General features: G+C 32.7%; 11 protein-coding genes. 1 reads left to right on the top strand and 10 read right to left on the bottom strand.

Features of this window, described 5'->3' with window-relative positions; all coding sequences use genetic code 11:
- Positions 1-36: 36 nt before the first annotated feature.
- Positions 37-1,308, bottom strand: coding sequence for a phosphoribosylamine--glycine ligase (purD, locus tag ASG38_RS03405; protein ID WP_056067157.1), 1,272 nt, complete (start codon positions 1,306-1,308; stop codon positions 37-39).
- 91 nt (positions 1,309-1,399) lie between these two features.
- On the opposite strand from purD, the gene ASG38_RS03400 reads away from it, so the two are divergent.
- On the top strand, positions 1,400-2,716 hold the full coding sequence (locus tag ASG38_RS03400) for a phenylacetate--CoA ligase family protein (protein WP_056067155.1): 1,317 nt from the start codon (positions 1,400-1,402) through the stop codon (positions 2,714-2,716).
- On the opposite strand, the gene ASG38_RS03395 is transcribed toward ASG38_RS03400, so the two are convergent.
- The 9 genes from ASG38_RS03395 to ASG38_RS03355 form a co-directional block, all read right to left on the bottom strand.
- The gene (locus ASG38_RS03395; protein WP_056067152.1) at positions 2,702-3,478 is read right to left on the bottom strand and encodes a glycosyltransferase; all 777 of its coding nucleotides are present in this window, start codon (positions 3,476-3,478) and stop codon (positions 2,702-2,704) included. The genes ASG38_RS03400 and ASG38_RS03395 overlap by 15 nt on opposite strands.
- A gap of 2 nt (positions 3,479-3,480) precedes the next feature.
- The gene (locus tag ASG38_RS03390; protein WP_056067150.1) at positions 3,481-4,833 is read right to left on the bottom strand and encodes an undecaprenyl-phosphate glucose phosphotransferase; all 1,353 of its coding nucleotides are present in this window, start codon (positions 4,831-4,833) and stop codon (positions 3,481-3,483) included.
- Positions 4,834-5,817 (bottom strand): UDP-glucuronic acid decarboxylase family protein, encoded by a 984-nt coding sequence (locus ASG38_RS03385; protein ID WP_056067147.1) that lies wholly within the window; start codon positions 5,815-5,817, stop codon positions 4,834-4,836.
- 1 nt (position 5,818) lies between these two features.
- A complete protein-coding gene (locus ASG38_RS03380; RefSeq protein ID WP_056067146.1) occupies positions 5,819-7,123 on the bottom strand; it encodes an O-antigen ligase in 1,305 nt (434 codons plus the stop codon).
- Positions 7,065-8,171 carry a DUF1972 domain-containing protein gene (locus ASG38_RS03375; RefSeq protein ID WP_056067143.1) on the bottom strand — a complete coding sequence of 369 codons (1,107 nt, stop codon included), beginning with the start codon at positions 8,169-8,171 and terminating at the stop codon, positions 7,065-7,067. The genes ASG38_RS03380 and ASG38_RS03375 overlap by 59 nt, the downstream gene beginning before the upstream one ends.
- A 227-nt stretch (positions 8,172-8,398) precedes the next feature.
- Positions 8,399-9,496 (bottom strand): glycosyltransferase family 1 protein, encoded by a 1,098-nt coding sequence (locus tag ASG38_RS03370; protein ID WP_056067141.1) that lies wholly within the window; start codon positions 9,494-9,496, stop codon positions 8,399-8,401.
- On the bottom strand, positions 9,483-10,745 hold the full coding sequence (locus tag ASG38_RS03365) for a hypothetical protein (RefSeq protein ID WP_056067140.1): 1,263 nt from the start codon (positions 10,743-10,745) through the stop codon (positions 9,483-9,485). The genes ASG38_RS03370 and ASG38_RS03365 overlap by 14 nt, the downstream gene beginning before the upstream one ends.
- Positions 10,746-10,760: 15 nt before the next feature.
- Entirely contained in the window at positions 10,761-11,681 is a 921-nt protein-coding gene (locus tag ASG38_RS03360) for a hypothetical protein (protein WP_056067138.1), read from the bottom strand.
- On the bottom strand, positions 11,678-12,958 hold the full coding sequence (locus ASG38_RS03355; protein WP_056067137.1) for an oligosaccharide flippase family protein: 1,281 nt from the start codon (positions 12,956-12,958) through the stop codon (positions 11,678-11,680). The genes ASG38_RS03360 and ASG38_RS03355 overlap by 4 nt, the downstream gene beginning before the upstream one ends.
- Positions 12,959-12,976 lie beyond the last annotated feature (18 nt).

The following is a 12,976-nucleotide window of genomic DNA, read 5'->3' as shown; positions in this document are numbered from 1 at the left end:
ACCGGGAAGTATATGCTTCCCGGTTTTTTTTGTTGATTACAGGTCAAACCCGATATCTTTTCTGAAATACATCTTATCAAAATCCAACTTCTCAATATTCTGATATGATTTTTGGATAGCTTCTTTAAAATTATCACCATAAGATGTCACTGCCAGCACTCTTCCTCCATTAGTCACTATCTGCCCATCTATCATTTTAGTTCCGGCATGGAAAACAATAGAATCTGAAACGGATTCGATTCCGGAAATAATTTTCCCTTTTTCATAATCTTCCGGATAGCCACCTGAAACGACCATTATGGTCGTCGCACTTCGGGGATCTATTTCTAAAGTAGCCTGGTCTAATTTTTCATTGGCAACAGCTAAAAACAGTTCAACCAAATCTGACTTTAATCTTGGTATGACAACTTCAGTTTCCGGGTCGCCCATCCTAACGTTGTACTCAATAACCATTGGCTCATTCTTCACATTAATCAGCCCTATGAATATAAATCCTTTGTACTCTATTCCGTCCTTTTGCAATCCGGAAATGGTTGGCTTTACGATTCGGCTTTCAATTTTTTCCAATAATACGGAATCGGCAAAAGGAACAGGTGAAACGGCTCCCATTCCTCCGGTATTCAAACCCGTATCTCCTTCTCCAATCCTTTTATAATCTTTAGCCGTTGGAAGCATCTTGTAGTTTTTGCCGTCCGTTAAAACAAAACAGCTCAATTCAATGCCGTCTAAAAATTCTTCGATTACAACTTTGGAGCTTGCCTGACCAAATTTTTCACCAACAAGCATATTGGCTAATTCTGTTTTGGCTTCTTCCAAATCCTGAATAATCAAAACGCCTTTACCAGCTGCCAATCCATCTGCTTTCAAAACATAAGGAGGCTCAAGTGTTTCGAGAAATTGCTGTCCTTTTTCTAAGGTTTCTTTAGTGAAACTTCCATAGGCAGCCGTAGGAATATTGTTCTTTACCAGAAATTCTTTTGCGAATTCCTTACTTCCTTCCAACTGTGCTCCAACTTTTGACGGACCAATCACGGGAATATGCTTCAGGCTTTCGTCATTTTTGAAGAAATCATAAATTCCGGCGACCAAAGGGTCTTCCGGTCCTACAACAACCATGTCAATTTTTTCCTGGTTAGCGAAGTTTTTTATGGCTGCAAAATCGGTTGGACTGATATTGATGTTTTTTGCAATTGTTTCTGTACCAGCATTTCCCGGTGCTACAAATAATTTTGAGCATTTTGTGCTCTGCAATATTTTCCAGGCCAAAGCATGTTCTCTTCCGCCAGAACCTAATAATAAAATTGTCATTGTTGTGTTGTTTGTTTAATTAAGTGCCAAAATTAATTGCTTTTGAAGATAAAAAATAATTAATTTACTAAAAACTATCAACTTTCAGGCTGTGTTTAAACTTTTTGACTTTTCCTTAAAAATTAGCGGCTTTCCTATTGATGAAGCCCGATTGGAATTTGACAATATCCTTGAAATTCCAGAGGCAAATTATGAAAGTTATATCCTTGGCAGAAGGAAGCAGATTGTTGATTACCATTTGAAAAACAATTCTTTTTATCGCCAATTGGCATCCGGAAAGACTTCTGAACAATGGGATGCTTTGCCTATCCTGACAAAAAAAGAACTGCAACAGCCTTTAGATTTGAGACTTTCCCAAGGTTTTACTGTTAAAAATGTATTTGTAAACAAGACTTCCGGTTCCAGTGGCGACCCGTTTATTTTTGCGAAAGATAATTATTCGCATGCTATGACCTGGGCATCAAATATGTACCGATTTGGGTGGTATGGAATTGATTTTAACAGCTCCTATCAGGCACGATTCTATGGTATACCGTTGGATTTTATTGGAAACAAAAAAGAACGTCTCAAAGACTTTCTGAGCCATAGGTTCCGTTTCCCGATTTTTGATTTGTCTGATCCAATCCTGGAAAATTTTTTAGGACATTTTAAACGCAAAAAGTTTGACTATATCAACGGCTATACGAGTTCTATTGTACTATTTGCAAAATATCTGGAGCGTAAAAATCTTATTCTCAAAAACATTTGTCCTACTCTAAAAGTATGTATCATTACTTCAGAAATGTTATTTGAAAAGGATAAAAAACTAATGGAAAAACAGTTTGGAGTGCCTGTTGTTAATGAATACGGTGCTTCAGAATTGGACCTGATTGCTTTTGAAAATCAAAAAGGAGAATGGCAGGTCAATGCGGAAACCTTATTTGTTGAGATTTTGGATGATGACGGACAACCGGTTCCGTATGGTACGCAAGGCCGGGTTGTAATTACTTCACTATATAACAAGGCACATCCTTTTATCCGTTATGATATTGGTGATATTGGAATACTCGATGAAAAAAGTACGTTCAAAAACCCCATCCTAAAACAATTAACCGGAAGAACGAATGATGTGGCTGTACTGCCAAGTGGTAAAAAAGCACCGGGATTGACTTTTTATTATGTTACAAAAAGCATTATAGAAGACGACGGAAACGTCAAAGAGTTTATCATAAAACAGACTTCTATCGATTCTTTTGAAGTTGACTATATAAGCGAAGCAGAACTGACATTAGAACAAATTGCCAAAATTGAAGCTGCGATTTCGCTATATCTGGAACCGAATTTGAAATTCAAATTTATCAGGAAATCTTCTTTAGCCCGAACTAACCGCGGTAAGCTTAAACAATTCCAGTCATTACTCAGGTCTTGATTTTTTCACATACTTTGGTTTGATGAAAAAATGGGTAAATAAAAATCCAATCATGCAGATTACTGACCCAATAATACTTTTGTGATGAAAATCCCTGTAAACTTTATAATTGTGCCTTAAAAGCTCTGTTTTGGATGCAGAAATGGAATTTTCACGAATCCTGTAAATCGCCAGGCTTTCCGGAATAGGTTCTGCCGTTTTTATTTTTTTGAGTATGGTGAGCCACATTATCCAGTCCTGTCGTTTCCGCACTGAAGAAATGGCTATTTTCCCAAAAAAATCCACATCATAAATTCCTGTAAGATTTCCCACCCAATTGCTCCAGAACAGTTGGCGGTAGGTTAGTTTTTGTGGTGCCTGGATAATTTTTCCCAATGCTTTTCCATTTTCATCAATACATTCGTAATACGAAAAGGTAAAAGGCTGGTTTTTTGAGATCATAAACTCAACCTGTTTTTGAAGCTTGTCTGGTTTCCATAAATCATCAGAATCCAAAAAAGAAATATACCTGCCCTTTGCTAAATTAATTGCCTTATTTCTGGCAACTCCGGTTCCTGAGTTTTGATCCATTTGATGTAATTGAATCCTGCTATCGGTAAGGAATTCTTTTATTATGGAAACAGTGCCGTCTGTTGATCCGTCGTCGACAATAATCATTTCCCATTCCTGATAGGTTTGGTTTTTAACCGATTGTATCGTGTCAGAAATAAATTTTTCGGAATTGAAAGAGGGTGTAATAATGGAAACCTGATGCCCTTTCATTGCTAATAGGCTTTTTCTTCTCCTTTGATAGCATTGATTACTGTGAGGAAAATGATTTTGATATCCAATAACAACGACCAGTTTTCAAGATAGAAAATATCAAATTTTACACGATAAATAATATCCTTATCGCTTTCGACTTCACCCCTGAAGCCCTTAGTTTGTGCCAAACCTGTAATGCCCGGCTTGATAAAGTGGCGCACCATAAACTTGTCAATCCTTCTGGCATACATTTCTGTATGGCTCACCATATGAGGTCTTGGTCCTACGACAGACATATCGCCTAATAAAACATTGAAGAATTGAGGTAATTCGTCAATACTGGTTTTTCTTATGAATTTACCAACTTTTGTAATTCTAGGATCATTTTTAGAAACTTGATGTAAATCTGCTATTTCATTCAGTCTCATTGAGCGGAATTTATAGCAATAAAATTCTTTATAATTCAAGCCGTTCCTTTTTTGTTTGAAAAAAACGCTTCCTTTAGATTCTAGTTTAATAAATATGGCTAATATTGGAATAAGCCACGAAAGAATTCCAATAATAATAACCAGTGAAAACATTATGTCAAATGTCCTTTTTATAATCTTGTTGGCTATTTCATCAAGCGGTATGTTTCTCAAAGAAATAATCGGGATATAATCATAATAATCAAAAATTAGGTTTCTGGCCAATATTTCTTTATTGTCTGGAAGGAATTTGAGTATTTTCAGGTTGTTATCAGTAAAATCAATAAATCTGTTTACATCAGCATTTGACAGATCAGACAGGGAGCAATAGATTTCGTCAATTTTATTATCCATAACAAAATCAAAACATTCCTCTATCTGTTCTTTTTTGTTTGGTGTCAGGGTGTAGATTTTTTCAAGTTTATATCCGTAATCTGGGTTTTCATTAAAAAACTCTTCGAGTTGACTGACACTTTTACCATTGCCAACTATTACTACTCTTCTGAAGTTTCCTCCAAATACAACTCTGAATCTTCGTAATGAAAAATAGATGAAAAACTTGGCAAGACTGACTAAAATAAGAGAAAACGAAACGAATTCGATCATTTTTGAGGGTTCGGAAAATTTGAGGTAAAATCCGATAAAAGCAAAATTAATCAGCAGGAAGAAGAAATATTGCTTGAGTATATTGCTGAAAATCTCAATAACTTTAGTGTAGCGATAGACCTCATAAAAGCCAATATTCCAAGCAATAATTAGCCAGGAAACGGAAACAAAAAAATGGTAGCCTAAAAGGTTTAACGTTTCAGGCAATAGGAAGTTAGCCAGGATATTGATAATAATCAAATCCAGCACATATGAAAATGGCCTTATATAGCCAGAATATCTTCCCGTTTTTTTGCGCACTTAAAAAATATATTTTGAAAAATCTTTATGCTCTTCCTTCAACAATTCTTCCGATGATAAAGATTTAAAATATTCATAGGTTATTCTCATTCCTTCTGATCTCGAAACTTTAGGCTCCCAACCCAAAAGTTCTTTTGCTTTTGTTATATCCGGCTGTCTTTGAAGCGGATCATTTATCGGTAAAGGACGATATACTACCTTTTGATTTGTTCCTGTTAAATTGATAATTTCCTCTGCAAAATCCTTAATGGTTATTTCATCCGGATTGCCAATATTTACAGGATATATATAATCAGAATGTAATAATCGGTAAATTCCCTCCACCTGGTCATCTATATAACAAAAAGAACGTGTTTGCATTCCGTCGCCAAATATAGTCAAATCCTCACCTCGTAGGGCCTGACCAATAAAAGCCGGAATCACTCTACCATCATTTAATCGCATTCTTGGTCCATAAGTATTGAAAATCCTAACGATTCTAGTTTCAACACCATGAAAAGTATGATACGCCATGGTAATGGATTCCTGAAAACGCTTTGCCTCATCATAAACTCCTCTAGGCCCTATTGTATTGACATTTCCATAATATTCTTCTGTCTGAGGATGAACCAATGGGTCTCCGTAGACTTCAGATGTAGATGCAATTAAAATTCTTGATTTTTTTACCCTTGCCAATCCAAGAAGATTGTGAGTTCCCAAAGAGCCTACTTTTAATGTTTGTATTGGAATTTTAAGGTAGTCAATCGGGCTTGCTGGTGATGCGAAATGTAATATATAGTCTAATTTTCCCGGTATATGAACAAATTTGGTTATATCGTGATGGTAAAATTCGAAATTTTCAAGTTTGAATAAATGTTCAATATTCTTTAAATCACCTGTAATAAGATTATCCATTCCTATCACGTAATATCCTTCAGCTATAAAACGATCGCAGAGATGGGATCCTAAAAATCCCGCCGCGCCAGTTATAAGTATTCTTTTCATATTACTTTTTTTGGGCCATAACCAATCTTTCCGAATTGAAAAGGCAATACATCATTGTAAAATACATAATCCCTCTTTGTCTCCAAAGAAATGATTCGGTCAAAAATAACGTTATCATTAGAATTGCAAAAACAATATGCAGAAAATATTTATTATTAATGGCATTTTTAACGTTAATAAATAACATTACTAACAAAATGGCAAAACCAAAAAAACCGAGTTCTGCAAAATTTTGAATGTATTGATTATGGAAATTGTATTTTGCATAGCCATAAAAAATATTATATTCTTTAGCTTTTTCCTCGACTTTAATATTTGAAGCATTTAGGCCATATCCGGTAAAAAAAACAGGTTCCTCTTTCATTATTTCAAGAAAAATCCTAATCTGATATACGCGAAAGGCAGCTCCTGGAAAGAAATCGTTGGGTTGAAATTTTTCATTATTCCATGCTTGGCGTATGCTTACATTGTACACATTCTCCATTCCGTCTCCTTCTGCAAGCGTATTCTCTTTAACATTGGTTTTGACGTCTACCAAAAACCGGTCTCTTACCTGTTTTACAAATGTCAATGAGGTTAAAACTAAAAGAATCCCGATTCCACTGGCATATTTTGCTTTTTTGGAAATGTCTGAATAAAAGAAATAATAAAGTACCGTCAGTGCTAAAAATACAATTACTACATTTTTGGAGGATAAGAATAAGATAGTAACCGTAAGCACCGCAATAGCCATCTTATCAACAAGCTGCTTGTTTTTCTTTGACATAAAATAAAAACAGGCCAATGACATGTATATAGAAACATGAATCGCATTCAGATCTTTGGTGACTAGTTCGTGATAGAAAAAAACCGAAATATCTTTTGTAATTAAATAGCGGATAGTAGCTTTTATAAAATAAAAAACTGAATAGATCAGCATTCCATAGCTGTAGTATTTAAATATTTTAAAAAGCTGATCTTTTGTAAATACTTTTATTATAAAAAAACAAAGTGGAATCAACAATAATGGCAATTCCTTTGAAAGTGAAGATAATGTTCTTGAAACGCTTAGTGTCCAAATAAGGGATAGAACCATTAAAAGATACAACAAAATTGGCCAAACAAGGTTTTTTTTGATTTTGAAATTTTCTTTCTGGAAAGTAATTAATGAAACTCCTACGAAAATTCCCAGTGCAATGCTATTCACGGCATAACCTAACGGAATAGAAAGCAGGAGTACTACAACAGTAATAAAAGATTTATTCTCGCTATTTTCTTTTTTCAGATCTTGAAATACATCCTTGAAAAAGTTGTAGATACTCGCCATTTATTTTTTCCCAATTAAATTCGTTGCGTATTGCATTCAGGTTATTCTGAATCAATCGCAAGTTATCACTTTTTTCGATTGTCTGAGTTAAATTTTTAACATCTTCAACCGATGAAAAATAATAGGCGTTCTCTTTTAAAATACTTTTGTTAAACTCATTATCATGAGCCAGAATTAAAGCGCTGGAAGCCATAGCTTCTAATAATGAAGGATTGGTTCCGCCAACTGTATGCCCATGAAAATACAGTTTAGAAAAATATCTCAAATTGTTTAGCTGTTCAAAATTATATATAGCACCTAAAAATTTGATAGTGGGATAATTTTTAAATTTTGCCTTAAGATATTCTCCAAATTTAGTTTGATGGTTTCCAATGACTATAATTGGAGTCTTATCGGTACTCAGAGAAATACCATCAAGAATCATTTCTATATTGTTTTCAGGCTCCAGGCGGGCCAAAATCATATTAAAATTATCTTTTTGCAATTGGTATGTTTCGAGTATGTTTTCGCTTGGATTTTCAAAAACGGAACTTCCGTAAGCAATATAAGTTGAAGATTTTTTGTATTTAGCTAAAAGATAATTTTGGATTCCAATAGAGTCTGCAACCAGACAGTCACTACTTTTTACAGCCAGTTTTTCAGCAAATTTCAGTGCCTGTTGTACAATTTTAGAATATTTTGTCCTTTTCCACTCCATGCCATCCATATTAGTAATGATGACAGAATTTTTAGGAAGCAGGAAATACCATACCGAATTACTGGTATAGCCAAGCTGGAGTATAATATCGAAGTCCCTTTTTCGGGAATCCATGATACAGTTGTAATCATAGATGAACTGACCAAAAGTTCCCATTTTATGCTCCGGGTCGTATTGGTGAATGATATTTACACCTTTAAATATTTTTTCTTGATACGGATGATTGTGAGAATTATATACATAAACCTCATGCCCTTTTTCAGCAAGATACGTTGAAAAAAACTCGGCAAATTGTTCAAAACCACCATAGTAATTTGGCACGCCTCTAGTTCCTAATATGGCTATTCTCATTTAAGTTTTTCCTTTTCCGGATGCAAAAGTAGTAATTTTAAGATAGTCTTAAGAAAATGTTGGTCTAAAACTTTGATGAAATTTCAGTTATTGTATTATACTGTTTAAAATTCAATAATTTATAGTTATTTCTGTTTCTATATAAATAGTACTCTATTATGATTAATTGAATTTATAGAGAGAATTTAGATGCCTTACAAAAAAAGACCTGAATAAATCAAGGATTTTTATGCTTTTAATGCCAGATTATAATTTCTTGCCGATTTTTCCCAGCTGTATTTGTCTTTTAAATATTGTCTTAGTTCTTCAACTTTTATGTCTCCTTCCCGCAATGTTTTTAAAAGCTTTTCTTCAAATTCTTGTTGATTCAAAGGATTGAAGCTATATTCTTTTAGAAAATCGAAATCGGACATTGCTGTTGCATTTGATGTTATAGTAGGTATTCCAGCAGCTACTGATTCTAATGGAGGAATTCCAAAACCTTCTGCAAGTGACGGATACATTGAAACTTGTGAGCCTCGCAAAAACTTAAGCATTTCTATAAACTTAAGATTCTCAAAAGAATGAATCTTTTCTTTTATAGTGATATCTAAAGTATTTAATAAAGTGGTGTATTCTTTATTCTCAAAGGTAATTTCTCCTATGAATACCAGGCTATACTTTTTATATAGGCCTAAATCAACAAAACTTTTTAAAATCAAATTATGATTTTTTCTCGGTTCCCATCGGCTCACATAAATCAGATAATTCGAAATGTTATATTTTTTCAAAATTTCTTTTTGTATCTCCTCTTTTTTATAAGCCTCAAAAAACTCACCAGAAACTGCATTTGTTGTAATATGGATATTATTGATGCCAAAATGATTTTCAATCTGTTTTTTAGAGTACTCGGAAACTGTCAATACAACATCTGAAATCTTAGCACTTACTTTAAATAAAAACTGGTTTTTTACTCTATTAAAAAAAGGAAAATAATCCGGAAAGTCGATAAACAAGACATCATGTACTGTAACAATATATTTGCATCGTTTGATTGGTGGAACAATATACTGGAAATGAGCATAATCGATTTTATGTTTTTTTACTAGTTTTGGAATATCAATCATCAGCCTATAAAACTTATTACCAGAGGCATATTTTAGATAGGTAATATTATCCTGCAGGCCAAAAATATCCTGTAGATTTTTTATATTCTTAGCAGCAAAGAAGAAATGTTTGTCTGAATTCTTAATTAATTCCTGATAGAGTCCTTTTAAATAGGTAGTAGTTCCCTGAAAACCATCATCAAAGACATGAGAGTCGACAAAGATATTAAGTTTTTTCATGTGTGTTTTCAATTAAAGCCATTCTACTATTTTCTTTATAAATAACCAATCTCAAAGCGATTAAAAATCCAATAATGACTGATTTATTGTCAAGTTTTAAATAAAGTCCTAAAAATACCCAGTTTGAGAAAATTAGAAATATGGCTGTACCGGTCAAAAAATAATTGATATGCCTAATTGTATCGTCATTATTCCTTTTTTGTCTCATAAGGGTTAGGATAAACGAAAGAAGAAAGAAAACCCCAAATAGTCCTGACTTTAAAAAAACAGTCATATACCCATTATGTACGATGGGTATGAATCTGACAAATTCGCCATCATTAGACCAGACTTCCCTCCCTAAATCAAGAGTAGCACCTGTTCCTTCTCCAAATAAAACTGCACTTGTTCCTTTACTAGAAACTTGTTTTACAGTAATTATATTTTCATAAGATCTATAATTATCATTAAAATCCTTCCAGTCATCTTTATTGATTCGAGTTTTAAAAGGTTCAATAGGAGCTATCTTTATTTTGTACAAAAATGCCTCAAGTCCTTTTCCGTTTCGTTTTGGATTAATTGAATATATAATTGCATAGCCAATAAGGACAGATATAAAAACTGAAGAAAGAATTGTTAATGATCGCTTATTTAATGTAAAATAGCCTTTTAATGCTACTATAAATATTATAAATTGAATCAGATTTGTCCTAGCTAGATATAAAAAACATGAAACTCCCACTAAAAGAGTAAGGAAACGTATTCTAGATTTGGGGATTTCTATTCTAAATTTTTCATGAAAAATGAGCATTACTAAAACATAAATTTCATAATCACTGAAATAGCCCCCTTTCTCCCTAATCATGTTTACTGAAAATGTGCCTGAATCCAATACCGTTATGATTATAATAACGATATGAATAATCGAAAGAATAGTACCTGTATAAATAAACATTTTCAATGCTTCCTTTGAGGAAATCTTACACAATTGATAACCTGCCCACAATCCAATAATAGGTTTGGCCAGATAGGTAATGTCACGTATAGCATTATATGGTGAGTGTTCTCTAAAAATTCCGCTTACTATCGCAGTTAATAGTATCACTACAAAAAAAGAAATATATTTTATTAAACTTTGAGAATACAATTTTTGTAAAGTCAAAAAAATAGTAATCACCCAAACCGCAAATACCAATTCATAGTTATTCAAGAATGTTACTCCAATACAAGAAAAGTATAACGTTTGATATAATAGGTCTCTTTTTTTCATAGTTATTTAGCCAAACTATTCAGTCTTAAAAGCCTCTTTAATTTTTAATATTCTGTTTTCGTCTATATCAAAAATGGGCATTTCTTCAATCAATTTCAATCTTTCTGAATGTCTGAGAAAAGATAATTTTCCTTCTTTAGTTTTTGAGTCGCGATTCGCAGATTCATTAAATCCTTCTTTTGCCGTATACGTATTGAATGGTCTAACCAAATCATTTCTAACAAAATAGGCATTTACCCCTGCACTTGTTGTTCCAACAAATTGATATCCTTTTTTTTCTGCTAAATCACAGAAGGCAGCTAAGGAAGCTCCAAAATAAAGCTCAGAATAATGTTCAATGTTCCTAACAAAATTTTCTTTGTAAGGAATGGTTAATTTTTTTTCCGGACCATAAGCAGAATTATATTCACAAACAACAATTCTAGGATTTATACAATTTATGGCTTCCCAAACCCAATAGTCGTTCCCATCAATATCAACGCTTAACAATCCAATATCTTTGATATCAGTATAGCTTGAAATCAAATCATCAATATTGTCTTTTGTAATAAAACTCTTTTTGGCTGTAATATCATATTTCCAATAAATAAAATCTTTTTTAATGAAATCGATATTTTTTTCTGAACCATCAATCACAAGTCCGCTCCAGTTATCGTTTATAAGAAGGAACCTCGTATTGGATTCTGTATAAGTTTCCACTCCAAATTCAATAAAAATCTTATTGGGGATGTCTATTTTACTAATCAGATATTGTAGAACACCATCTTCTCCCCTTTGTGAAAAAACTTGAAATTCTACCTCATCAAGAGATTTTATTGTATCCTTTTGGCTATTTAGTTGTGAAAGTATTTTTCCGTTTAACAATAGCGCTTTATGTACGTCATAATTCATCTTTTGATATATTTTCTTATACCAAAATCTTAGTAATTCTTTCATCCTTTAGTGTATTTTCTCTTAAACAGGTAGGGCTTCAACAAAATTAAATAAGCCATAATTAAGAACATCTCTATTGCTATCAATATCATGAATGCATAATATAAATTTTTATTGATACTCATTAGTATTGAGAGTCCTAAAATATTAAAAAATGTTGATGTTATTGTTAGTCTAATATATTCTTTGTTTTTTGAAAAATTAAAAATTAATTGCTCTAAAGGTAGTGTAATTCCAATCAGAAAAGGGAGTATTAAAGCTAATTTTAAATATTTGCCAAGTTTGTTGACTAATTCATGTCCAACTTTAAAAAAATGCAATATCTCATCTGAAAAAATAAAGGTTAGTACCAATAAGGAAAATAAAAAAATCAAATTCAATCCGTTGTATTTTTTCCAAAGTAACAGTCCTCTGTAAATACCTTTGTCGATTTCAAAACAGACATATGTATATGTAAATTTGAAAAACATTTGGAGATAAGTCCTAAAAAGGTTAATAATTTGCTCTATTACCTTAAACTGTCCGGCGACAAAATCTCCGGCAAAGAATCCGATTACCAAAACTGACGAATAATTTCTTATAGCAAAGAAGAACTGTGAAACGCAAAACATAAAATCTTTTTTCAGAATTTCTTTTGCCCCACTCAGTGATTCGGACTTATATTTAAAGTTGTATTTTCCAACCAGCCAAACAAAAGCAATCATGCTGGCTATTATTGTCCCTAAACCGAGCCATAAGTTAGCATAGATATAATCATCTTCTGTTTTCAGAAAAATAAAGATGCCCAGTATATAAATAACTTTTGATAAAATATTGATTATAGATATCCATTTAAAGTTTTCTATCCCTTGTAAAAACCAGGTAGGATTAATCGCTTGCCCAATTATGATAGAGGTACTCAAAAATACCATTAGGGCATTTTTGCCACAATAAGGTACTGCTAAGACTAGAAAAATAACAATGCCTATAACAATTGTTGACAAAAATATTCTTGAAATATATACTGCTAAAAATATATGTTGAAGCTTGGCAATATTATCACGATTTATTGAAATTTCTTTTACTCCGATAATATTTGAGCTATAATCAATAATAACATTTAGAATATAAGCCAGAGATTGCCCAATAGCTATAATACCTAATTTTTCAAGACCGCAGATATAGATAATATAGGGTGTTATTAATAAAGGGCTGGCTAGATTAATTGCCTGCCCAAAACCATATATGATAAAGTTTTTTAATGTCTTGCTTGATGTGAAGCTTTTTAAAATTTTGTTCAAATCCGAAACTGTAAAGTT

Origin of the sequence: Flavobacterium sp. Leaf359, from assembly GCF_001423985.1 — a bacterium.
Classification (GTDB): Bacteria; Bacteroidota; Bacteroidia; order Flavobacteriales; family Flavobacteriaceae; genus Flavobacterium; species Flavobacterium lindanitolerans.
Note: the sequence above shows the minus strand (reverse complement) of the source record. Positions and strands in the feature narration are given on the sequence as shown.

Bases quoted from the DNA above. Each gene is read 5' to 3' on its own strand.
- ASG38_RS03365 (WP_056067140.1), bottom strand. From the start codon at position 10,745: ATGAAAAAAAGAGACCTATTATATCAAACGTTATACTTTTCTTGTATT.
- purD (WP_056067157.1), bottom strand. From the start codon at position 1,308: ATGACAATTTTATTATTAGGTTCTGGCGGAAGAGAACATGCTTTGGCC.
- ASG38_RS03385 (WP_056067147.1), bottom strand. From the start codon at position 5,817: ATGAAAAGAATACTTATAACTGGCGCGGCGGGATTTTTAGGATCCCAT.
- ASG38_RS03395 (WP_056067152.1), bottom strand. From the start codon at position 3,478: ATGAAAGGGCATCAGGTTTCCATTATTACACCCTCTTTCAATTCCGAA.
- ASG38_RS03370 (WP_056067141.1), bottom strand. From the start codon at position 9,496: ATGAAAAAACTTAATATCTTTGTCGACTCTCATGTCTTTGATGATGGT.
- ASG38_RS03380 (WP_056067146.1), bottom strand. From the start codon at position 7,123: ATGGCGAGTATCTACAACTTTTTCAAGGATGTATTTCAAGATCTGAAA.
- ASG38_RS03375 (WP_056067143.1), bottom strand. From the start codon at position 8,171: ATGAGAATAGCCATATTAGGAACTAGAGGCGTGCCAAATTACTATGGT.
- ASG38_RS03360 (WP_056067138.1), bottom strand. From the start codon at position 11,681: ATGAAAGAATTACTAAGATTTTGGTATAAGAAAATATATCAAAAGATG.